General features: G+C 43.7%; 13 protein-coding genes and 1 tRNA gene. 4 read left to right on the top strand and 10 right to left on the bottom strand.

The features are described from left to right. Window positions 1–54 precede the first annotated feature (54 nt). The 5 genes from MR041_RS14545 to MR041_RS14525 all read right to left on the bottom strand — a co-directional run bounded on the left by MR041_RS14545 (window position 55) and on the right by MR041_RS14525 (window position 6,955). A complete protein-coding gene (locus tag MR041_RS14545; protein ID WP_242094978.1) occupies window positions 55–1,815 on the bottom strand; it encodes a DEAD/DEAH box helicase in 1,761 nt (586 codons plus the stop codon). 450 nt (window positions 1,816–2,265) lie between these two features. Continuing rightward, window positions 2,266–3,498, bottom strand: a complete 1,233-nt coding sequence (locus tag MR041_RS14540; RefSeq protein ID WP_242094977.1) for a M48 family metallopeptidase — start codon at window positions 3,496–3,498, stop codon at window positions 2,266–2,268. A gap of 205 nt (window positions 3,499–3,703) precedes the next feature. After that, entirely contained in the window at window positions 3,704–4,504 is an 801-nt protein-coding gene (locus MR041_RS14535; RefSeq protein WP_242094976.1) for a TrmH family RNA methyltransferase, read from the bottom strand. Between the two features lie 57 nt (window positions 4,505–4,561). Then, entirely contained in the window at window positions 4,562–5,659 is a 1,098-nt protein-coding gene (locus tag MR041_RS14530) for a sulfatase-like hydrolase/transferase (protein WP_242094975.1), read from the bottom strand. Window positions 5,660–5,884: 225 nt separating this feature from the next. Further along, window positions 5,885–6,955, bottom strand: a complete 1,071-nt coding sequence (locus MR041_RS14525; protein WP_242094974.1) for a DUF3810 domain-containing protein — start codon at window positions 6,953–6,955, stop codon at window positions 5,885–5,887. Window positions 6,956–7,049: 94 nt separating this feature from the next. On the opposite strand from MR041_RS14525, the gene MR041_RS14520 reads away from it, so the two are divergent. Together MR041_RS14520 and MR041_RS14515 are read left to right on the top strand one after the other, a co-directional pair. Then, window positions 7,050–8,513 carry an aminoacyl-histidine dipeptidase gene (locus tag MR041_RS14520; RefSeq protein WP_242094973.1) on the top strand — a complete coding sequence of 488 codons (1,464 nt, stop codon included), beginning with the start codon at window positions 7,050–7,052 and terminating at the stop codon, window positions 8,511–8,513. A gap of 307 nt (window positions 8,514–8,820) precedes the next feature. After that, window positions 8,821–16,407 carry a MopE-related protein gene (locus MR041_RS14515; protein ID WP_242094972.1) on the top strand — a complete coding sequence of 2,529 codons (7,587 nt, stop codon included), beginning with the start codon at window positions 8,821–8,823 and terminating at the stop codon, window positions 16,405–16,407. A 701-nt stretch (window positions 16,408–17,108) separates the two neighbouring features. Here MR041_RS14515 and yidD read toward each other — a convergent pair. From yidD to MR041_RS14490, 5 genes are all read right to left on the bottom strand, one after another. After that, on the bottom strand, window positions 17,109–17,330 hold the full coding sequence (gene yidD / locus MR041_RS14510) for a membrane protein insertion efficiency factor YidD (RefSeq protein ID WP_242094992.1): 222 nt from the start codon (window positions 17,328–17,330) through the stop codon (window positions 17,109–17,111). Between the two features lie 71 nt (window positions 17,331–17,401). Continuing rightward, window positions 17,402–18,886 carry a cysteine--tRNA ligase gene (cysS, locus tag MR041_RS14505; RefSeq protein WP_242094971.1) on the bottom strand — a complete coding sequence of 495 codons (1,485 nt, stop codon included), beginning with the start codon at window positions 18,884–18,886 and terminating at the stop codon, window positions 17,402–17,404. Window positions 18,887–18,921: 35 nt separating this feature from the next. Next, window positions 18,922–19,599: a GTP cyclohydrolase I FolE gene (folE, locus tag MR041_RS14500; RefSeq protein WP_242094970.1), complete on the bottom strand. Its 678-nt coding sequence runs from the start codon at window positions 19,597–19,599 to the stop codon at window positions 18,922–18,924. Between the two features lie 181 nt (window positions 19,600–19,780). Then, entirely contained in the window at window positions 19,781–21,295 is a 1,515-nt protein-coding gene (locus MR041_RS14495; RefSeq protein ID WP_242094969.1) for an OmpP1/FadL family transporter, read from the bottom strand. Window positions 21,296–21,375: 80 nt separating this feature from the next. Then, window positions 21,376–22,527 carry a hypothetical protein gene (locus MR041_RS14490; protein WP_242094968.1) on the bottom strand — a complete coding sequence of 384 codons (1,152 nt, stop codon included), beginning with the start codon at window positions 22,525–22,527 and terminating at the stop codon, window positions 21,376–21,378. Window positions 22,528–22,655: 128 nt separating this feature from the next. On the opposite strand from MR041_RS14490, the gene proS reads away from it, so the two are divergent. Both proS and MR041_RS14480 read left to right on the top strand, forming a co-directional pair. Further along, on the top strand, window positions 22,656–24,134 hold the full coding sequence (gene proS / locus MR041_RS14485) for a proline--tRNA ligase (RefSeq protein WP_242094967.1): 1,479 nt from the start codon (window positions 22,656–22,658) through the stop codon (window positions 24,132–24,134). A 177-nt stretch (window positions 24,135–24,311) separates the two neighbouring features. After that, window positions 24,312–24,383, top strand: a tRNA-Glu gene (locus tag MR041_RS14480). The last annotated feature ends 12 nt before the right edge of the window (window positions 24,384–24,395 follow it).

The raw sequence follows: 24,395 nt of genomic DNA, 5'->3' as shown, positions 1-24,395 counted from the left end.
TCTATTTTGACTTAAAATTAACAAATATCTGCTCTAAATATAAAGAATGTTTAATTATCTCCTGGAGCGTCTTGGCCTCGAGGCCGCAAAGTCATTAGATTTTGAGCGTCTTGATTTTGATTTTCCTCCTGAATGCCTTCGTTCTGCTCTGTTTTTTGAGCCACTGCGTTTGTCAGATCGCTTACTGCCATTTCGTTTTCTGTCCCTGCGCTTTCCACTGCCGCGGTTTTCGGAAACTTCTACATTGACAAACCGACCGTTATGTTTGAAATCGGTAAAGAAATTCAGGACCTTCTCCTTTAATGCCTTTTCGGTATTGAAAAATGAAAAACTGTCTTTTGTTTCCACTTTGAACAGGTCGTCCTTATCGAGTTCCAAAATATCTCGTAAAAAGTCTTTGAGTTGCATCCAGTCAAAACCATCCTTTCGACCCACATTTATGAAGTATCGAACAGAATCGTCCGCATCATGCGATCCTGCAACTTGACTGTCAGATACATTTAAATCCGGCGCCTTTTGATAGTAGTTGTAAAATCTGGAGAATTCTACCGAAAAGAATTTCTTTATCAGTTCGTCCTTTGTGGTATCTTCAAACAGGGCATTTATTTTTCCTAAATAATTGTCAATATCATGATTCACTTCGGTGTGATGTACTTTATTGGCTAAAGACATTAATTGGACTTCACAGATGTCCATACCATTGGGAAGGTCCTTTTTCAGGAACTGCTTTTTTATGATACGCTCAATGCTCTTTATTTTGCGGACTTCACTTTTTGACACAATAACCATGGACACACCCGTTTTACCGGCACGACCGGTGCGCCCGGAGCGATGGGTATAGGTTTCGATCTCATCAGGCAGCTGGTAATTGATGACATGGGTAATGTCATCGACGTCAATTCCTCTGGCCGCTACATCAGTGGCTACGAGCATTTGAATCTGATTGTTTCTGAAGGCCTTCATGACCAGATCGCGTTGGTTCTGACTCAAATCACCATGGAGCGCCCCGGCATTATAACCATCTTCAATTAGTTTTTCAGCCACTTTTTGTGTATCGCGCTTCGTTCTGCAGAATACCACGGAAAATATATCCGGGTTGGCATCGGCCAAACGCTTAAGAGCCAAATAGCGATCCCTGGAATTCACCAGGTAATACTCGTGCGAGACCTGAGCGGTACTTTCGTTCTTATTACCCACAGTGATCTCCTGTGGATTGTACATGAAGTTTTTGGCAATGGAGGCGACTTCGTTGGGCATGGTTGCAGAAAACAACCAGGTGCTCTTATCCTGGGGGGTATAGGATAAAATATCGGTAATATCTTCCTTAAAGCCCATATTCAACATCTCATCGGCCTCATCTAAAACACTAAATTGAATTTTGGAGATATCGACCATCTGACGGCTGATCATGTCTTTCATTCTACCGGGAGTGGCGACGATAATCTGTGCCCCGCGTTTCACCTCACGTGCTTGTTCGGCAATACTGGCACCACCATATATGGCAACCACATTCAGCCCCTTACAGTATTTTCCATACAGCTTCATTTCGTTCGTGATCTGTAAACATAATTCACGAGTCGGTGAAAGAATAAGTCCTTGAGTGGTTCTGCTGTTGATATCAATTTTTTGCAGCATAGGGAACCCGAAGGCTGCTGTTTTACCGGTTCCCGTTTGTGCTAAAGCCACTAAATCGGTTTCTGATTGTAAGAGAACAGGAATTGCTTTTTCCTGTACTTCGCTGGGCGCGGTAAAGCCCAGGTCACTGATAGCCTGTAATAGGTCCTTGTGGAGACCCAAGTTTTGAAATGTGCTCATTTTAAGTAAGTATTCGATTGTGTTATGTGGTGTTACATGAGAAGCGAATCGACATACTTAAACCTAAAACTTCCGGTAACACATCCTCTCCCTGAGGCGTTTATGAAAAATTAAGACCTTGATTAAAAGCTTAAAGTTTCAGCGGGCAAAGATACATTTTTATTTGAATTAACCTTTACTTTTTATTCAGGGAAATGGATCTGCCTTCCAGCGTTCAGCAGATTTTAAAAGCCCCTTGCGCAGCACTATTGCATCAAGTCAGCAGGTTTTTCAAATTTTATAAGCATGATGTTGCAAAATTGTCCTGTGAATTTTGAAAATTCACAGGACAATTTCAAAAATTCACAGGACAATTTCAAAGGTGCATGCCTACAAAATGAATTGAACCTAAGTAGAGTATTACGAACGGATGCTTTAGTGTTGATTGGATACCAGGCAGCATTGGTGCAACTAGCTTCTTAAATTCCGGATGCGCTGCAATAGGGTGGGATGTGAATAATGTACAAAAACGTAGGCCGGATGCGGCGTTAAATTACTTAAACTGTTTTTTGACAGTTTTTTAAGGGAACTGATTAAAGGTTCGGCCCTAAAAGTTGATTTTGCATAATCATCGGCCTGGTATTCAAAGGCCCGTGAGAATAAGTTCATCCCCAAACCTGTAATTTCGGAAATGGGCGAATACAACAAGGCAAAGGCAATTAAGCCAATATGGAAACTGGCTGTTTTCACCCCCAGAGCTTGAGATAATAAGGGATTGGATATAAACAGGGATAGAATATAAAGTGTGATCCCGGTTAATAGGATAGAGGCTATAAGATTAAAAATAATATGATTCTTTTTGTAGTGCCCGACTTCATGAGCCAGAACAGCCACAATTTCATCATCCTCAAGATCATTGATTAGCGTATCATATAAAGTGACGCGTTTTTCCCGACCAAACCCCGAAAAATAGGCATTGGCCTTGGTGCTGCGTTTGGATCCGTCAATAACAAAAATTTTATCCAGTGTAAAACCAACCCCTTTGGCATAGGATGAAATCTGATCCCGCAAAGCACCTTCTTCCAGTGGGGTTTGCTTATTGAACAAGGGTACGATCAGTTTGGAGTAGAACATATTCATGAAAATAGTGAATACAGCTACCAGGCCCCAGGCATACAACCAAAAGTGTGTTCCGGTTATCTGGTAAAACCATATAATCAATGCCAAAAGACCACCGCCAACGATTCCCATCATAAGCCAGCCTTTAATTTTGTCGAGAATAAATGTTTTAATTGTGGTTTTGTTAAAACCAAATTTTTCTTCGATCACGAAGGTGCTGTATACCGAAAACGGCAGCGATAGAATATCGCTTCCCAACATAATGATGCCAAAGAACAGCAGCCCAACTAAAATGGGTTGGCTGGTGATACTTCGTGCCAAATTATCCACATACGCAAACCCGTCAAACCAAAGGAATCCCAATGTTAACAGCAAGGAAAAGGTCGAAGTAATAATACCGAATTTATAGGTTGTGGCCTTGTAGCGCTGGGATGTGTCATAGGCCTCCTGATCGTAAACATCCTGTAATTCCTTGGGAGGGGCATCCTTAAAATGTTTTGCATTCAGGGCATCAATCACCTTATCGACTATAAAATTGATGATTAATAGTATTATGATAATATAAAACAAGCTACTTGCAGTCATAGTTGTTGATGGACATTTAACAATTAATAATTAACGAATTGGAATGAATCAAATGGTAATTATTCCTTTGATCATAAAACAATTTTGTATCGTATTTTAAGTATGCTCGACAGTTCGATGTCATATTCTTTGAAGATTCATTTGGTGTTTTTAGCTCCATATTGATAGTCACTCCTTTCTAATTGATCATCACACATCCTTAATTTCAAATGACCATGCGCTGTCTTTTGGCCTCAAAAATAAGAATTCCTGCCGCAACTGAAACATTCATGGAATCTATTTCCCCATGCATCGGGATTATGATATTCTGATCGGAATGCTTAAGCCACTCCGGACTTAGGCCCGAATCTTCAGTACCTACCACAATAGCCGTTGGCTGCCTAAAGTCCTGGGTATGGTAATGGACTGATGCCTGAAGGGCAGCACAGTAGATTTTAATTTCATGACCCTTCAGAAAATCAATGATTTCCGAAGTTTCACCAGTGGCAATCGGATTGGTGAAAATACATCCCACACTGGATCTGATAATATTCGGGTTATACAGGTCCGTTTTCGGATTGGCAATAATTACGGCATCCACTTTAGCCGCATCGGCAGTTCTTAACAATGCCCCTATATTCCCCGGTTTTTCAGGCGCCTCGGCCACTAAAATTAACGGGGAGGGACCTTGTAATACCAACTCTGAGATCGTATGATGTTTTGCTTTAGCCAGGGCTAGGACGCCTTGGGTGGAATCGCGGTAGGCCAATTTCCCATACACCTCTCGTGAGATTTCAATGACCTTACTTGAACGGTCTGCAATAGAGTTTACCTGTTCCGCAGAGAACAATTCAGGTACATATAAAAGGGTGTCTATAGAATAACTTCCCTTTAAGGCGAGTTCTATCTCACGTTGACCTTCAATGACAAACAAACCTGTTTTTTTACGTTCCCGTGATTTGTACTTCAATTGGACCAATTGACGGACCAGGGGATTCGTGATACTGGAAATTAATTTTACAGACAAGGGTTAATAAGTTTAAAGCATAAATTCAGAGGTTCATGACCTAAAGTGAGACTATGGCTATTCATTTAATCGGTTTACCAGGGATTCGCCCATTTTTTTTCTGTTAACCGTTACGTTTAGCAGGTCCAATACTGTGGCCGCGATCTGATTCGTATAGATTTGTCCTTGATCGACAACCTCCCCTTTGGGCTTCATTTGAGGACCTATAATGGCGAGCCAGGTTTCATTAGAGTCTCTTACACTGCTCCCATGACCGGTCCACAATGATGAGTCTTCAGCTCCCGTACCCCGTCCGTGATCCGTTGTAATAACGAAATAGGTCTTGTCTTTATAAAAGGGATCATTCTGCACAGTTTCCCAAAGATCCTGAATAAGGCCATCGGTATTATGTATGGCGTTAATATAAAAATCAAAATGACCACCATGAGCAAAATCGTCCGTTTCACCGTAGGAGATATAGACCAATTCCGGATGTTTTTTCTTAATATGTTCTTTTGCCATATAATGGGTAAACACGTCAAGTCGTACACTTTCCCACAGTATGGGAGCCTGAAATTGCATCGTGTTGATGAGTTCCTCACGCGCCGTGAGTGGAGTGGTGGTGGCCTTCATATACCCGGCATTTACGGGGATTCCTGAGCGCTTATCATTGATGATATACGGAAAGACATCCCAGCTGCAAAATGCAGCTACCTTCCCATTATAGTCCGCTAATTGGTTTACTTTCTCCAGGAAGGTTACGTTGCTGTTGTAGATCTTGTCATTACTGGTAATATTCTGGTCATCGGGAAAACCGGTTAGAATTTCACTGTATCCCGGGTACGAGAACCACATGGTGTTGGTAAGATCCATCTTATTCCCTTTATCCCTGTTTCCGTATAATTGACCTTTTTCAGCAATGCTATTCCAGAAAAAAGGCATTAATTTTTTACGGTTTTCTTCTAAGGACTGCCCTTGAAACCTTTCTTCTAAGAGATTTTTATTCCTGGTATAATCCGAATTATTGAGCAGTGATGCGTCTGTTCCCCTAAAAACCTCCTGCCACCGGACACCATCCAGGGTGATTAAAAATACTTTGGCATTATCGGTGTTTTGAGCATGGATCTTTCCTGTTAATAACAAGATCAGAATGATAAGAAAAAGCTTGTTTTGCATGAATTGTGAGTTTTAAAATGGTCAGCGACCAATATGTTATCAAATATAGTGAGTTCTGATGTTAAATAGAAAAAGTAATACATTCCATTTGCGCTTAAAGACGACGACCTCTTTAAATAGGAGCCCCACAGGGATCAGACCTTTATTTAACGCTAGAGATAATAGCACCTTAAGTTCTTTGCCAAAAAAATATTAGAATTACATTTCGTTACATCAAGAGGACGATTATACGAGATCCTTGTCGCCAAAATAATTAACCAATAAGGCGACCACATAGCTGTAACTTTCGATACCCCTGTGTTGGTTATTGGCCTTTAAAAAATGGCCATAAAAGAGTTTGAAAAAAGGTTCCAAAGGATTCTCATGGGCTTCCCAAAACTCGCGGGTCTCTTTATAGTTTTTGAGTATACCCGGGTTAACATCCGCTACCATATCTTCGAAAAGACAGGCATCTCGCATGAATATTTCATTGAGGCAAAAACGCAGGGCAAAGGCATAGCTACAGAATTTAAAATAGGCGTTCTCATGATTTGAGGCCGCCAGGAATCCAATGAAATTGGCTTCATTTTCTGCAGCATAACCCAGTTGGTGTGCAATTTCATGGGACGCTGTTGTCGGGAATTTAAAAATGGGAATGATGCCATCGATTTGGGCTTCGTTGGTAAACGGATTTAAATAACCGCTAAATCCCATATAGGTTAGAGGGTAACTGTATAAGGATCTCTTGATGCTTTTCGGATGGTATTCCAAATGTGGAAAGGCAGGTTTTAAATTGTCATAACCCCCGGAAACCATAGACAGTATGTCGCGTTTCGTATAGGGTAGATCAATTTTCAGGGAGTCGTGTTCAGCAATGTCCAGATGAAGGGCATTAGTTTTGGTAATTAATTTTTCCGTGACCGATATCAGTTGTTCAGAACTGTAATCGGCACCTAAATTCAGTTGCTGATGAAGCGGCACCCGATAATAATTGAAGCCCCATAACACATGAAACGCGAAATAAAAGAGCGATACCGCCGATAGTATATCAATGATCCGGTTTTTGAAATCCCGTCGCCATCTGTTCCTGTTCACATAAAACCATCGCAAAACATAGAAAGTCGTTAGCGTGTATAGGATATCCCCAAAAGAAAAGGGAATCCATCCCAATGCATATCTGAAACACGCTGAGATAAATGTATACACACCCTGACTGTAGTAGTGCTCGATAAATTCAGGATATTGCGACACAATTCTCACCAAAACATACTGTGGAACAAGTCCCAGAGCGATCCAAAGTTTTGTGTTTTTTAGCATAGACCAAAAATAGAAAATTGTTTTACATTTTTAGGCCTGTTGGGATTAAAACAGGGAAGGTCTTTATATCTTTGTGATATACCAAAGAAAAACAATGAATTCAGAAATAAGACAACTCGAACCTAAAGCCTTGTGGAATAAATTTGCCGATTTGAACGCTGTACCTCGCCCGTCAAAAAAAGAGGAACGCGTCATTGCCTTCATGACCTCCTTTGGGAAACAACTGGGACTGGAAACCCTGGTGGACGAAGTGGGTAATGTGATCATTAAAAAACCGGCTACCAAGGGCATGGAAGACAGAACCACGGTCGTGATGCAGTCGCATTTGGATATGGTACACCAAAAAAACAACGATACCGTTTTTGATTTTGATACCCAGGGTATCGAGATGGTTGTGGAAGGGGATTGGGTAAAGGCCAGGGGTACGACCCTCGGAGCCGATAATGGTCTTGGTGTAGCCACCATTATGGCGATTTTAGAAAGTGAAGCTATTGCACACCCGACAATTGAGGCGCTGTTTACCATTGATGAGGAAACAGGGATGACGGGGGCCAAAGGTTTGAAGGCAGGGCTACTTACAGGAGGCATCTTACTCAATCTGGATACAGAGGAAGACGATGAAATTGGTGTGGGCTGCGCAGGAGGTATCGATGTCACTGCCACGCGTACCTATACCTTGGAGGAGGTAGGAAAGGGTAATAAGGGATTTAAAATAGAGGTCAAAGGACTGCAGGGAGGGCATTCCGGTATGCAGATCCATGAAGGATTGGGCAATGCCAATAAGATTATGAACCGACTCCTGTTTGATGGTTTTGAACAGTATGGGCTCCGAATTTCTGAAATTGATGGGGGAGGGTTGAGAAATGCCATTCCGAGGGAGAGTACAGCAATCATTGCGATTGACGCCGATCATGAACAGGCCTTTGTAAAGGAAATGACTGCACGATCCGGATTCATTAAGGCCGAACTGCATACCATGGAACCCGATTTGAGCATTGAGCTGAGCGCCTGCGATACGCCGCAATACGGTATGGAATTGGCAGTGCAGAAGGCCTTGACACGCGCTTTGTATGCCGCCTTAAATGGGGTGTACAGGATGAGTCCCGATATCCCGGGTCTGGTTGAAACCTCCAACAATATTGCTAAGGTCCTGGTAAAGGACGGACAGATCCATATTGCCTGTTTGACGCGTTCTTCAGTAGAGAGTGCCAAGATGGACCTGGCCAATGCCTTACGTGCCACGTTTGAACTCATGGGCTGTGCTGTTGTATTTTCCGGGGACTATCCGGGATGGCAGCCCAATATGAAATCCCCTATATTAAAGGTGATGACCAATCTCTATGAAGCACTGAATGGTGAATCACCGCATGTCGCGGCCTGTCATGCCGGACTGGAATGCGGTATTTTAGGTCAGAATTATCCTGAAATGGATATGATTAGTTTCGGTCCGAATATAAAGGGTGCCCATTCACCGGATGAACGGGCACAGATATCTTCTGTACAGAAATACTGGACCTTTGTCCTGGAAATATTAAAACATATTCCCGAGAAACGTTAACTCGGTCTCAGTTGGGTTAACCATGTCATGTATGGTTTTCATTTTTGCCCTGAGGCAGCCTAAGTAGTGGTACCGTATAGGTTTCCATTACAAACCTCTGTTATGGCCGGATCAAATTTTTTTACTTCTTCATGTGAGCCATTTACTGAGGGCTGAGTCTTCAAGAGGTCTGCAATAGGCAGACTTACCCATACTTGATTTGTTTACCAGCAAACTTTTAATGTGTTTGGATTCAAGAATCCAAACTCATAACGTATTGTCCATGGGCCTTTGAGGCCGTTTCTTTGTTGCCTAAATCTTAAATCTTATGTTACGAAACTTACTTTTTATTATCGCCATAGCGATGGGAACATCGGCTTTGGCACAGACGACCTATTATGTGAAGTCTGATGGGAACGACAATCTAAATGGCTTGACCTGGAACACGGCCTTTGAATCCCTGCAGAAGGCACTGGACATGGCGACCTTTGGTGATGCGATCTGGGTGGCGCAAGGCACCTATTATCCCTCTGCACCTCCGGGAAACGTCCATCCTGATGACATTCCGGGATTGACCGACAGAGACTTTACCTTTATACTGGTTGATGGTGTCAACCTTTATGGCGGATTTGCCGGTAATGAGACCAGTATAGATGACCGATCACCTGGTCATACGACAATTTTGAGTGGCGATATCGGTATACCCGGTGATGCCTCGGATAATGTATACCATGTGGTATTGGCACACCATATCGATCGGGAAACCCATATGAATGGCTTTACCGTCAGGGATGGGAATGCCGACCAAAACACGTCTATACGATTTGAAATCGGATCTCAAGCGATGGCACGCGATGCCGGTGCCGGTCTTTTTATACAAGCTTCCTCGGCCTTCAACCTTGAAAACATGATTGTTCAAGCTAATGTGTCATCGCGTGACGGTGCAGGAATCATGATGCGTTCAAGTAATTTAAAGGCTTCAGATCTAAAAGTGATGTTTAATCATTCAGATGCCCATGGGGGAGGCATATCTGCAGGGAGATCTGAATTGGTGATAACTAAGACCATCATTCTCGACAACACAGCCAATGGCTATGGCGGAGGCCTTAACCTTAGTCGTTCGAATATCTCAATGCATCATGCTCTGGTGACCGGAAATACAGGTCAGAATGGCGGTGCTATTCATATTTCTGGTCTCATGGACACAACGGGTACCTATACCTGTAACCTTTATAACAGCACCATAGCCGGAAATGTGGCAACAAATGCAGAAGGAATGCTATTGAACCCTAATGCCGGTATGACTCTGGAACTGAATGTCGTCCACAGCGTGTTGTGGAACTCCGACAACGATTTTGTCGGCCTGGATAGCCCTGGCCTTCTCAATATCAAGGGATCCAATGCCTTTACCTCCCAGGATCCTTCAGCTTATGGCAGTCCTGAAGGCTTTATAAAACTGGATAGTAATCCTTTTATAGACAGTGACAATGCATCCGGGGCAGACGGGCAAATAGCGACACCGGATGACGGTTTTATTCCTAAGGCAGGCAGTGTGTTACTGGATGTGGTAAACACAAAGTCAACAGTAGATGAAAGGGATACAGATATTACGGGGATTAGACGCAGGCACATCGGGGAAGCTACCGATGTTGGTGCCTATGAGCACTGTCCTGATCCCCTGGCAACTGAGATCCGTTACTTCGATGGCGATGGCGATGGTTATGGTGATTCAGATATCAGCAGTTCCTTCAATATATGTGACGTATCTGAGGACCACGTCCTACAGGTCGGCGATTGCGACGATGCCGATGCCTCGGTATATCCCGGAGCTCTGGAGATATGCGACAACAAGGACAACGATTGTAACGGGACCATAGACGATAATGACTATCCCTTCAGTGTGATCTATGTCAGGGCCAATGCCACCGGTGACAATTCCGGTACCGATTGGAATAATGCCTTTACCTCCCTCCAGGACGCCCTTGACAAGGCGGCCCGTTTGCAATCCTGTGTTGATGAGATCTGGGTGGCCGAGGGCACCTATTATCCCTCGGGACTTCCTCGTAATGCCGATCCTTTAACGTCCTTAGGTGATCGCGATTTTACCTTTCATCTGGTGCCCGGTGTAAAAATGTATGGCGGATTTGCAGGTCATGAGAGTCGCGTGGTGGCTCGTGAGGGCGGAGAAACTGTCCTCAGCGGGGATATCGGCGTACCAAACCTGGACACCGATAACTGCTATCATGTGGTAACCCTTTTGGATGCCCAGGAGAGCACCCTGATAAACGGGTTTACTGTAAAGGACGGGTATGGTTCTTTTGAAGCCTTCGACAATTTCTTAACCGTTGATGGCACGGACATTAGCAGACGCCGGGGTGCTGGTGTGGTACTCTACAATTCCAATGCGGTATTGGAGGCACTGGTTATCCAAACAAACAATTCATGGTCAGGGGGCGGGCTATTCATTAATGGAAGTGCCCCAAACATACGGAAATGTGTCATTGTGAACAATACCTCCAGTGCAGATGGTGGCGGCATTGCCTTGGGGATCTCCAGTGCGCGTTTTTACAATACCCTGATTACAGCCAACACGGCTACAGGAAGAGGATCAGGAATATTTGTTGATAGAGGACGACCTAGCTTCTATAATGTCACTATTACCAACCATGTCGGTTACGGTTTATATTCGAATAATGAGGCGAACCATCTTAAACTTTACAATACTCTGTTTTATAATAACAGGTCCTCATTTGGTTCGGATCAGGACCTTTACTTCGTGCATGCACCTGCCGTGTTCAACGGAAATTCAAATTTTTCAGCCCAGGACCCAACAACATTTGGGGGCGACACCGCCGGATTCAGCCAGTTGTTGGATAATCCCTTTGTAAACATAGACGATCCCGAAGGACCGGACGGAACTTATCGTACCTCGGATGATGGTCTGGCCATAGGCGAAGACAGCGGATTACTGGATATCGGATTTGACGATCCTTCCGTTTTTGAACAGGAGACCACCGATATTACCGGTGTGGTCAGACGTATGGTAAGCGGCATACCGGACATCGGTGCCTATGAATCCTGTACCGCTGTGGATGATACCGATGGTGATGGTATCGTCGATTGCTCTGATGCCTGTATCGATGTGGATGATGACGGCATTTGCGATGCTATGGACACGGATAATACGCAGCCCAATATTAAGATCTTTCTTCTGGCAGGTGGCACCAACATGCTGGGCCATGCACCGAACACCGAATTGGACCGATTGCTTTGTGCCAACGGCAGCCTTCTGCTTGATGACGACCCTGATGGTTGTTACCTCAGTGACACCGATCTTAAAGACCGCTATTTCAATGTGATCTCCGATTTCTATTATAACGATACCCGGGGGACCTTCGAAAATGGTTATGAGGAAGATCAGGCGCGAGAAGAAGCCAAGCGCTTGTTTGCCAATCCTTTGATAGACGGTCAGTTAAAAACAGACCATGGACGTGTTTCGGTTGTTCAATTCCAATACGAACGTAACGAGGAGGGCTTTCGTAACCTGGTCCCTTTAGAGGCCGGTGCCCTGAATACCGGTTTCGGGAAGTCTGCGACTACCTATGGGCCGGAACTCATGCTGGGGCGCTATCTTTCCGAATATTTTGATGGTGAGATCATCCTGGTGAAAGTGATCGAGGAAGATTCCAACCTCTATCAGCACTGGCGTGCCGATGGAGGTGACCATGGTGACGGAGCAGGGAATTTCCCCTTATTGAAGGCGCATTTGGAAGATGTAAGGGATACTCCAGGAAATTACCTGGCCAAATATGCCGGAAGGTCTACCATGGCTCAAGTAGAGGGTATATTCTGGTTCCAGGGATGGCAGGATGCCCTTAATGCGGAATACGCAAATAATTACGAACAGAACCTGTCCGATCTTATCGGTACCCTTAGGGACGATCTGGGTCAACCCAATCTGCCGGCCGTGATCATCAACACCCATAACGACAGTTCCCTCGGTGAGGTCGTTCAGAAAGCCCAAACCAGTGTGGCCAATTCCATAGGTACGGCCGCAGCACTCGTAACAACAGACCTTTCGAATTACGAGTATTTCGACGCTGCGTCTCCTCTGCTTATAGGGCAGTCTGCAGCGGTCGCCATGCGCAAATTAATAGAAGGCTATGAAATCGCAACTCCGGTTTTACATATGCCCCGGTTGACCGGCGATCAGGACCACTCCAGCTATATGAATGTGATAACTGTAACGACCGGGTCAGATTACGACAGCATAAGGCACCCATATACGGGATTAAGGGGAAAGACGATCGACATGGCGCTGGAGGTGCCATTTCCTGAAGGATCATCAACGGTAACCTTTAAATTCATACCGGATAACCTGGCCCAGAACGACACAATAGGTGCCGTGAGCAGGGCCTTGTCATCTGCGGATTTCCTTACCATTGTTCAGAAATACGATGCCTTGCAACTCTTAGATAAAGATGGAACGGAACTTATAGAGATTGAAGGCCTTTCGGATGTGAGTTGTAACCATCTGGGGATCGTGATGCGCCGGGGCGAGATCGATGTCTACCTGAACGGTAGTTGGTATAATGAAATAGCCCTGCCTTGGTACGCTAATAACCATATGGTCCTAGGACCTTACAATGGTCAGGCCTGGGATCTGCGGATATGGGATCGGGCGGTTTCTCCCCTGATCCTGGAGGACCTGAGTCAATACTGTCTGACAAGTCTGGAAGTGGACGACCCGCCATATGGTGAAGAGTACAATAACCCCTTATGCGGGGCCTACGTCTGCCTCTGGGGTCAGAAGGACGAACACGACATGACGGAAGAGAAGTTCCAGTATTATCTGGACAGGCAGGAGCTCGCATTTGAAACCTTCGTTTTAAATACAGGCATGTACCCGATGGATGATCTGGATGCATTTGTTTACGGACCAAACGGACGGCGTCGTGACTATGTGATGCTTCGGAGACGTGACCATAAAATGGAAGAGGGTATTGTGAATACCTTTGTCAGATCCTGGTCCTTAAGCAACCCGCATACCAGGGAAAATGTGAACTACTGGCTGCATGAGAATTTCCATTCCTACCAATTGTTTAAGCGTCTTGAAGACCGCAATGCGGGTCCCGGCCAATGGCTTATGGAAAGCACGGCCGAATGGGCGCCGAATGCCATTTTTCCGGGGGCACATTCCACCCTGTTGGGACATTATAGCCTATTTCCGCATCTGCCCTTATGGACCGTGAGCACCTCCCCGGTAGAAGCCTATTATGGGACCGAATTTGCCGGTGGACATGCCTATGGGTCCTATGCGTTTTTCAATTATCTAACACAGGTGACCTCGACAAACCTTATAGGCAAATTGTTTAACCGGTGGCCGCATGATCATATGAAGGGCCTTCGGGATCTGCTCGAAGAAGAGGGATACGATTTGAAGGAGGTATTCGCTGATTTTGCTGCCCGGACAACTGTGTGGGACTATGATGACGGCACCGGTCCCTACTTCAAAGCCTCAGAAGAGGACTCGCGAAAACGCATGAAAAAGGCGCGACCTTGGGCGCAATCCTTCGGTAATAAAATAACAGACAGCCTGTCGGCAAAGGGCACTGAAGGGTACTGGAGAGCTGTGCCTGATAAACTGAAACCGGGAGCCTGGGCCTACAACGCGTTTAAGATAGACAGCACCCTGTCGACCAGATATACCCTTAAATTTAGAGGCGCTCCGGAAAATCCCGTCCAAACGGGTTTCAAGGCCAGGGCGGTTATTAAGAGCGGGGATAGTTATTCTTATATGCCTTTTGAAATTAGTGAAGAGGCGTCCCAGGGTCGGGCCGAATCATCAGTGGATATCTGGACAAACGAGGGGGATGCCCTCTATTTGGTCGTGGCCTCAACACCCGATATCTATGAAGGGTTCGAATACATCTACGACTATCAATACGCCATAGAGGTGGCCTGTAGCGATTGTGACGGTGATGGCCATACCGAAATCGAAGGGGATTGTGATGATACGGATGCCGAAGTCCATCCGGATGCAGAAGAATTAGCTTATAACGGTAAGGACGACGATTGTGATGCCGCTACACCGGACGACGATCTGGACGGGGATGGCTATTTGGTAGAAGAAGATTGTGATGACACGGATCCGGCTATCCATCCCGGAGCTACTGAACTATGTGATGACGGTATCGACAATGATTGTAATGGCCTGACAGATGGTGATGAGGCCACATGGTATCGGGATGAAGATAACGACGGGTATGGCAATCCCGCCGTATCGGTATTAGCTTCAGACTGTGTGCGACCGGATGGATATGTACTGGACAGTACCGATTGCGACGATTCCGACGCCGCGATCAATCCGGGTGCCGAAGAGGCCTGTAACGATGGTGTGGACGACAACTGTGATGGTGAGGGAGAACCCTGTGAGGTATGCGCCGAAATCGGTCCTGAATTTGATTGTAATAATAATGGGGTTCCAGATGAATGCGAGCTCACCACGGATTCCCTATTGGATCGCAATGTAAATGGCGTCATGGATGTCTGTGAGATCATGGCGGATGTCGGACTGGATTGCAACGGGAACGGCATACTGGATGCCTGGGAATTGGAAAATCCTGAGCACGAGGATACTGATCCCATGGAAGATACTGACGGGGACGACGTTCCTAATGGTTGTGACAACTGCCCGAATGATGTGAATACGGATCAGGCAGATGCAGATGATGATGGTATCGGCGATGTCTGCGACCCTTGTGTGGATGTTGATGGTGACGGTATTTGCAATGATATGGACTGTGATGATTATGACACCATGGTTAGCCGTCCCGACATCGGATTGGACGTGGTTCCTTCGCCGAGTAAATGTGGTGACAGATCCATTTATGTTTTATACTCCGAGATCGGAGTGACCTATCAACTGCTGTCAGAAGATGGCAGTGTATTGGATGAAAAACCGGGAAATGGCGGAGCCGCGACATTTACTGTAAATCCTGAGGCAACTACCAATTACATGATCGGGGCATATTACACGGCTGATAGTGGCTGCTCCGTCATATTGGATAACGGAGCAACGATTAGGACCATACCAGACCGTACTCTGAGGGTGGTCAGTGAAGATGACGACCAGGATTATACCCTATGTGAGGGCTCATCGACTCAAATTGTCGTTCAGGCTTCCGAAACAGAGGTGTTCTACGAGCTCTATGCAAACGGCACGGCCACCGGAATAGGATCGAGATATGGTAACGACGATCCTGTTGTGTTCAATGTGACACCTGACGAAGATACTGAGTATACGGTAAAGGCCAGTTATTCGCTCTGTGGTAGTGTGTTTTTAAATGATAAAGTGAGGGTTACTGTTGAAGTTTTTCCTAACACTGCCCTGACGGTTGAAGGGTCTGAAATATGCCCTGGTGATCCCGGTACCGTCAAAGTTTTGGATAGCCAGGAAGGTATCACCTATCAATTGGTTTTGGCATCGGATGACAGCCCGATAGGAGATGCTCAGATTGGTGACGGAGGGCAATTGGAATTCACAGTAAATCCTACCGAAACGACCACCTACGTGATTGCTGCCAGTTCGAGTTCGGAATGCGGTTCCCTTTTGGATGATACGGCTACTGTAAGGCTTAAAACAGATGTGGAATGCGAGCCTTTGAGTTTGATTGATCCAAACCGAAAATGGTTCCTGGTTTTTCCCAACCCGGCCTCCGGTATATTCTATATCAAGACGATGGGCGCCTATCAGATTGATAAGGTGGAGATCTATGATACCAATAATAAATTGGTTAAAAGGGTAACCCAGAATTTTAATGAAATTGGCATTCGTGATCTGGCATCAGCTATGTATCTCGTGCGAATTCATACCAATCAGGGCATTTCGAGCCATAGATTAATAATTGATTAGTAGTAGTTAATAAGAATCAAAAAAGGCAGGTGTTTCACCTGCCTTTTTTATGGACTGAAGCAAATACACCATCCTGTGGCAAACTGTATCGCTTTTGCGGTAATCTGTTTTATTTCAAGAATCCAAACCTTCAAGCTATTGCTTTATAATGCCATAGGCTTTTTATTTGTGATGGTGTTTGCATAATGGGGTTTAAATTGTACCATGCAACACCTGACCCAAATCAGGTATGGTTGGGACGTCCTATTTTGTGAGATTTGTTGGGGACAACTTGCATGATGGATTGTTCTAAGACCATGCCTTTGATTGGGTATTATAGTTTCATAATACCTCTTCGATCTATTCTTCAATAGACGTCTTCCACTGTTTCTATCGCCATAAAGGTTCTGGATTCCGAATGGACGACATAAACTACGTCATTGTTGAAATGACCAATCCTTGTTTTAAACGCAACCTTAATAGTCAGTTTTGATGAGAGAATTAGGATGAAATGACACTGATGACTACCTCTTAAAAACATTTTAACGAAATAAATTGCTTTTTATCGATAATTTTGTATATTTGAACTGCAAGTTTTGCAAAAAGCATGTTTTGAATGAAACATAAAGTAAGCACCCCAAACCTGCCTCTAAAAAGAAACATTCGGAATAATGCTTTTTTTATACTCCTTAGCTATCTATTGCAAAAATAGCTCTTGCGACTTAAGGAACGGGATCATAGCCCGATCCACCCCAGGGATGGCAACTAAAGATCCGCTTTAAAGCCAGGTATCCACCCTTTAGCAATCCATGTTTCTGTAAGGCCTCTTTCGCGTAATTTGAGCATGTGGGACTGTATCTGCAGGTTGCAGGTGTCAGTGGTGAGATCAAGGTTTGATACATCTTGATCAATAACAGAAAGGGTGCTATGAGTAGTTTTTTCATACTGAGCTTTGCATCGCCAGGTCCCGAGTCTTCGGTATTGAATGCCAAATGAATTCCGACAAACAAAGTAATTAATTAATTGAAAAGGTAGTACCGTCTTTACCGTCCTTCAATTGAATGCCCACCGCTGCCAATTCATCACGAATCTTATCCGATAGGGCAAAATCCTTATTAACTCGTGCCTCTTGTCTTAATTTAATGAGTATCTCCACAGCACCTTCTAATTTACCTTGACCAGACGGGCTGGTTTCAGAACTCTGCTCAAGACCCAGAACATCGAAAATAAAAACCTGCATCGTCTCTTTAAGAACATTTAAATCCTCCGATGAAATGCTCGCTTTACCATCTTTGATCTGATTGATATATTTGACCGCCTCAAACAATTGTGCAATGAGAATAGGTGAGTTGAAATCGTCGTTCATGGCATCATAACATTTCTGTTTCCATGCCTTGACAGCTATAGTCGAACGCTCCGCAGCAGATAAACCATTCAATACGGATAATGCATCCATAAGTCGGTTAAATCCTTTCTCACTGGCTAAAAGCCCTTCGTTGGTAAAATCCAGGATACTTCTGTAATGTGCCTGAAGCATGAAAAATCGGGCAACACTGGGCGAATAGGCCTTTGAAATATTTGGGTTGTCACCTGTGAAGATTTCACCGGGCAAAATATAATTCCCCGTAGATTTGGCCATTTTTTTCCCATTCATGATCAGCATATTGGCATGCATCCAGTAATTTACAGGAGATTGGCCCTTGGCAGCTTCGTTCTGTGCAATCTCGCATTCATGATGTGGGAATTTGAGATCCATACCTCCACCATGTATATCGAAGTGTTCTCCTAAATATTTCGTGCTCATCGCTGTACATTCCAGGTGCCAGCCAGGGAAGCCATCACTCCAGGGGGACGGCCAGCGCATAATGTGTTGGGGTTCTGCGCGTTTCCAAAGCGCGAAGTCCTGTGGGTTTTTCTTGTCGCTTTGCCCATCCAGTTCTCTGGTGTTATGAATCAAGTCTTCTAATTTACGCTTGCTTAGTTTACCGTAATCGTTTGACGCGTTGAATTTATGAACATCAAAATAAACTGAACCGTTAACGACATAAGCAAAACCATTGTCAATAATGTTCTTTATTAACTCGATTTGCTCTATAATATGTCCGGTTGCGGTTGGTTCAATACTTGGGGGTAAAAAATTAAAGGCATTCAGAATGTTGTGAAAATCGACCGTATAGCGTTGCACGACTTCCATAGGCTCTATTTCTTCCAATCGTGCTTTTTTGGCAATGCGATCTTCACCCGAATCAGCATCGTTTTCCAAATGTCCGGCATCGGTAATATTACGCACATAACGCACTTTATACCCCAAATGTCTTAAATATCGAAATATCACATCGAAGGACATGAAGGTTCTTACATTGCCCAGGTGCACATTGCTGTATACCGTTGGACCACAAACGTACATCCCAATATGGCCTTCGTTTATGGGACTGAAATCTTCTTTTTGTCCGGAAAGGGAATTGTATATTTTTAGGTGCTGTTCTTTGTAAAGTTGCATCAGATTTCTTTAAGTGGCAGATTGATAAATATGGATTAAAACTTGGTGTCCAATTTAATATAATCTAAAAATTCCTGTCGGGTGGCTTTGTCTTTAAACCGTCCTCCAAACTCAGAGGTTACAGTACTGCTTTCAACATCTCGTATCCCTCTGGAATTGACACATAAATGCTTGGCGTCGATGACACAGGCCACATCCTTAGTTTCGAGTACCTTCTGCAATTCCCTGACGATTTGAATCGTTAAACGCTCCTGAACTTGAGGACGCTTGGCAAAATAATCGACTATCCGATTCATTTTAGAAAGTCCGACAACTGTTCCGTTTGAGATATAGGCGATGTGCGCTTTACCAACGATTGGCAACAAATGGTGCTCGCAGGTTGAATAGACCGTAACGTTTTTTTCAACAAGCATTTCACCGTATTTATATTTGTTTTGAAAAGTCGAGGCATTTGGTTTTTTTTCAGGATCTAAGCCACCAAACAATTCTTTAACGAACATTTTGGCTACCCGCAATGGCGTCCCGCTTAAACTGTCGTCACTTAGATCTAAACCCAAGGTTTCCATAATGTGACGAACATCATCTTTTATAATATCTATTTTCTCCTCTTTAGATAATTTAAAAGCATCATTGCGCATCGGTGTGTCCTGGGATGTCCCGATATGATCATTACCCAATGCGTCAAACTCATCTAAGTTATTGTTAATTTTCATGATCCAGTAAATCAAATTTTAGTTTGCAAAGATAAACATTTCCCGTTTTTAAAGCTCAGTCTTTAACTAACATTTAATGATATTGGGGATTTGTCAATGTAAATACAGGAGGATCGACATAAAATAGTTATGGCCCGAACCATCAAAGGGTTCAGGCCATAATTAAAAAACTAGAACATGTTTAAATATTAAAACTTAAGGACAGGGCTATATTTGAATTCGTCCTGTCAATTGAAACCGGATCCGTTAATCCAACATTGTACATGGATGTTTCAAAACTTCTATTGGACTGATCAAAGGTTATATCTAATTTGGTGTTTCCAAAACTATAGCCAAGTCCTAATGAAAAGCCATCTAAATCACCCACAGTAACGCCATCCTTATAGGGGCTTTCTTCGAAGCGGTAGCCCCCTCTGAAACTAAATTGTTTGTATTTGTACTCCCCACCTAATCTATAAGAAGCAGCGTTGGTAAACGCATCATTGATATCTGCATTTAAACCTGAATAATCGGATTCGGGCTTAAATTTGGTTTTACTGTAATCCTTTTGGGAGTAGTCAAAACTAATTAAGCCCTGTTGTCCAAAGACATAAGCCAAACTTCCGGTAAACTTTGATGGTGTTTGAATCTTATATTCCGGATAAACGTTAACAATATCTGCAACATAAACAATATCGGGATCGGCCAGATTCGAATCGATAAGCTGCGACGTTTCTTCTTCTATCGTATACCAAATGGGAGAATCGTAAGTCAGTCCCACTCTAAATTCCTGGCTCAATTTAAGTATTCCACCCAATTGGAATGAAAAACCACTGCCTCGCGTGGATAACGAATTATCGAATCTGATGAAATTAAGATCCGGATCCGTATTGGGAGGGGTGTTCGAGTTGGTTTCTTCCAGGGAGGTGGTTCTTTGATAATCCAAGAAATGTGAGTTCAAATTAATTCCTAAGTAGAGATTATCTTCGTATTGGGTTGCAAAGTTGAAAGCAACTTTACCGTTGTACCCTGTACTTGTATAAACGTAATCGTGGGTAAACGTACCGTCATAAAGATTCGAAAAATAGGAGGTGTTGTTATCGTCATCGACATCAGGTTCCAGGATGTAGGACTGATATCCTAAAAAAGCCTGCTGATGAGCAAATCCAAAGGCGTTTCCGATATCGAGATAAGCATCCTCAATAAATTCACCGTTCAACAGGGAGATATCTCCCAATCTTACACCATCGGCGTAATTTAGAAAATAGAGGTCTATAGACTGATTATTCGTGTTTGTACCTCGGGCAAACCAATCGTTATCAAAATTATTGGTCCTGTCATAGGCAATACCAATGGTGAATTTCCGCCATGGTGAATCATTCCTACTGGCGAATACGAAAGCAGCCCCACCTTGATGGATATCAAAATTGGAATCGTTCGTTGACCCCAATCCATTAAAATAACGTGTATCGTTGGTCATGTCTGAGTTTGATAAACTAAAGGAAGCATGACTCTGACTGAAAACAGCTGAACCTGCAGGATTTATGCTTACGGCACTCATATCGCCGCCGAGGGCACCAAAAGCACCGCTCAATGCTCTGAAACGTGCTGTTCCCAAAATGTCATCCTGAGAATAAAGAAGGGCATCAGTTAAATCCTGCGCATACATTGTAGAACAAAAGAGGAAGCTGAATAGGAAAATATTTAATTTTTTCATAAAAAGGGTGTTTAAACAGTGGATGAAAAATGCCACTTATTAAAATTAATGTTATCTTAAATTATGGAAGGATGTTATTGTTAACGTCTCCTGCCGCCACCGCCACCACTACTTCTGGATGAGCCGGAACTTCTGCTGCTACCACCGCTACTGGATCCGGAATAAGACCTTGACGACCCTGAATTGCTGCTACTCCTGTAACTCCTATTGTTTGAGGAAGAAGTGCTCCTTCGATTGTATGAAGGATTACTACTTCTCGAATACGATGGAGACGAGCGATAAACTGTACTGGAACTTCGTCTAGCCATTGAAGACGACGAGCGTCTTGTAGAATTTGCCGATGGTGTCACCGAGCGACTTCTTCTAATGGCAGTACTTGATGATCTTTGATTAGGAGAGTAGGTCCTGGTCCCATAATTGGACGATCTTCGTGTCGTATTTGCATTTGCATTTGAAGATGATCTGCGGTTCGACAGGGAGGCTACGCTGCCTCTTCTTGAGGTATAATATTTTGAATTTGCAACATTCGATGCGCTACCTGAAGTTCTTCTGCCTGAGGCATAGCTACCGCGTCTGCTTGCGCTGTAGGATGCTCTGGGTCTGTAGAAGTTATTGTAACCGTAATAACGCGATCTCCAGGGTCGGTTAAAACCATAATAGCCAAATCTATTAGGGCGGTAATAGGCCCAGCTACCGTAATATCCGCCATAAAAGGGAGGGCACCAGAAGGGGTCATAGAAGCCCCAGCTATTCCAACCCCAATTGTTCCAACCCCAGGTATTCCAGCCCCAGTTGTTCCAACCCCAATTATTCCAGCGGTTCCATCTCCAGTTGTTCCAACCCCAACCAAAACCAACATTCCAGCCCCAGTTGTTCCAACCGTTATCAATGTAGTTTATAGTAACGCTATTACTGTCCTGACCCCAACCTGCATAACCTTGGTAATCATTTGTTAGAGAGTCGTTATCAACAAAATTATCACTGGAATAGGAATCGATATCCGTGAAAATAGCATCGTCAGCCGAAATGAGTTCGGCTTCTAGAGATTTATTTCGAAAATAGTTTTTGTAATAATTACTGTTCGAAGGATTGGGAATTTCAACAACAGCATCTTGATATTGGATATGCGGTTCTGAGGTATCATATATGCCATCATTGTCAACACCTACGTATTGATATGATCCGCACGATGTAAAACCAATCAATAACCCTAAAATGGCTAAAATTGGCATTTTTCTTTTTAGGTAGTTATTACATTGCATATCTCTAGAATTTTATTGTTGAACATAACAAAAATAGTTAGTTTTGCCAAACTATTTCTTTTATAACATAGTCACAATATTTGTGCCAAAACACTAGTATGAGCAAAAAACTTACAAGCAGAGCAGAGGATTACTCGAAATGGTATAACGAATTAGTCGTTAAGGCCGACCTGGCGGAAAACTCAGCAGTTAGAGGCTGTATGGTAATTAAACCCTATGGTTATGCGATTTGGGAAAAAATGCAGGCAGAACTGGATCGAATGTTTAAGGAAACGGGTCATCAAAATGCCTATTTCCCACTTTTTGTACCTAAGAGTTTGTTCGAGGCTGAAGAAAAAAATGCGGAAGGTTTTGCAAAAGAATGTGCAGTTGTTACACATTACCGTTTACAGAGCGACCCTGAAAGAAAGGGTAAATTACGTGTAGATCCGGAAGCAAGACTGGAGGAGGAGCTTGTTGTGAGACCTACGAGTGAAGCTATTATTTGGAATACCTATAGAAATTGGATACAGTCCTACAGGGATTTACCCATTTTGGTGAATCAATGGGCTAATGTGGTACGTTGGGAAATGCGTACCCGGTTGTTCTTACGTACGGCAGAGTTTTTATGGCAGGAGGGACATACCGCACATGCTACAAAAGAAGAGGCCATGGATGAGGCCAAACTTATGAACAACGTATATGCCACATTTGTGGAAAATTTTATGGCTATCCCCGTAATTCAGGGCGTTAAAACGGAAAGGGAACGTTTTGCAGGAGCCGAAGAAACCTTTTGCATAGAGGCCTTAATGCAGGATGGTAAGGCACTTCAGGCGGGGACTTCTCATTTTTTAGGGCAGAATTTCGCGAAAGCTTTTGATGTGAAATTTGTTAACAAGGAAGGTAAACAGGATTATGTATGGGCAACCTCATGGGGTGTGTCCACACGTTTAATGGGAGCTCTTATAATGACCCATAGTGATGACAGCGGTTTGGTATTACCCCCAAGTTTAGCGCCAAACCAGGTGGTGATAGTTCCCATATACAAAGGAGAGGAGCAGCTTCAAAAGATTACTGAAGTTGTCAGTGGTATTCTTAAGGACTTGAGGAATAAAGGTATTTCCGTTAAATATGATGATCGCGACACCTTAAGACCTGGAGCGAAATTTGCGCAACACGAACTGCAAGGTGTGCCTTTGCGTATTGCAATCGGCCCAAAGGATTTGGAAAATGGTACGGTTGAATTGGCCAGAAGAGATACCTTTTCTAAAGCGATTATTGCCTTGGATGATCTAAATGAAACGGTGGAATCTTTACTGCGGGAAATACAGGAATCCTTATTTAGCAGAGCTCTGAGGTTTCGAGATGACCACATCACAGAAGTAGATAATTTTGAGGATTTTAAAAAGGTCCTGGAAACCAAGACGGGTTTCGTTTCTGCGCACTGGGATGGAACAAATGAAACAGAGGATAAAATTAAAGAGTTAACAAAGGCTACAATTCGTTGTATTCCTTTGGAAATGAAAGCCGAGAAGGGAACCTGTGTTTACAGTGGAAAACCCTCTTCGGGTCGTGTATTATTCGCGAAGGCCTACTAATTGTAAAATTTTTAAAAAAAATAATTTAGCGCTTGCAGCATTTAAAAATAGTTGTATTTTTGCACCCGCTAGAAAGATATAATATAACTGCTAGCTTGCAATTTAAAACATTGCGCGTTATTTGAAAATTTTTGCAGACATAAATAGGACATTTATCTTTGCGCACTTGAAAAAAATGGCCCGTTCGTCTATCGGCTAGGACGCCAGGTTTTCATCCTGGTAAGAGGGGTTCGATTCCCCTACGGGCTACAATATTTAATA

It is taken from the genome of Aestuariivivens sediminicola, assembly GCF_022662015.1.
GTDB classification, from domain to species: Bacteria; Bacteroidota; Bacteroidia; order Flavobacteriales; family Flavobacteriaceae; genus Aestuariivivens; species Aestuariivivens sediminicola.
Note: the sequence above shows the minus strand (reverse complement) of the source record. Positions and strands in the feature narration are given on the sequence as shown.

Excerpts from the sequence above, each read along its gene's own strand:
- MR041_RS14525 (WP_242094974.1), bottom strand. The coding sequence starts at position 6,955 with ATGCTAAAAAACACAAAACTTTGGATCGCTCTGGGACTTGTTCCACAG.
- yidD (WP_242094992.1), bottom strand. The coding sequence starts at position 17,330 with ATGAAAAAACTACTCATAGCACCCTTTCTGTTATTGATCAAGATGTAT.
- MR041_RS14515 (WP_242094972.1), top strand. The coding sequence starts at position 8,821 with ATGTTACGAAACTTACTTTTTATTATCGCCATAGCGATGGGAACATCG.
- cysS (WP_242094971.1), bottom strand. The coding sequence starts at position 18,886 with ATGCAACTTTACAAAGAACAGCACCTAAAAATATACAATTCCCTTTCC.
- MR041_RS14520 (WP_242094973.1), top strand. The coding sequence starts at position 7,050 with ATGAATTCAGAAATAAGACAACTCGAACCTAAAGCCTTGTGGAATAAA.
- proS (WP_242094967.1), top strand. The coding sequence starts at position 22,656 with ATGAGCAAAAAACTTACAAGCAGAGCAGAGGATTACTCGAAATGGTAT.
- folE (WP_242094970.1), bottom strand. The coding sequence starts at position 19,599 with ATGAAAATTAACAATAACTTAGATGAGTTTGACGCATTGGGTAATGAT.
- MR041_RS14490 (WP_242094968.1), bottom strand. The coding sequence starts at position 22,527 with ATGCCAATTTTAGCCATTTTAGGGTTATTGATTGGTTTTACATCGTGC.
- MR041_RS14540 (WP_242094977.1), bottom strand. The coding sequence starts at position 3,498 with ATGACTGCAAGTAGCTTGTTTTATATTATCATAATACTATTAATCATC.
- MR041_RS14495 (WP_242094969.1), bottom strand. The coding sequence starts at position 21,295 with ATGAAAAAATTAAATATTTTCCTATTCAGCTTCCTCTTTTGTTCTACA.
- MR041_RS14530 (WP_242094975.1), bottom strand. The coding sequence starts at position 5,659 with ATGCAAAACAAGCTTTTTCTTATCATTCTGATCTTGTTATTAACAGGA.
- MR041_RS14545 (WP_242094978.1), bottom strand. The coding sequence starts at position 1,815 with ATGAGCACATTTCAAAACTTGGGTCTCCACAAGGACCTATTACAGGCT.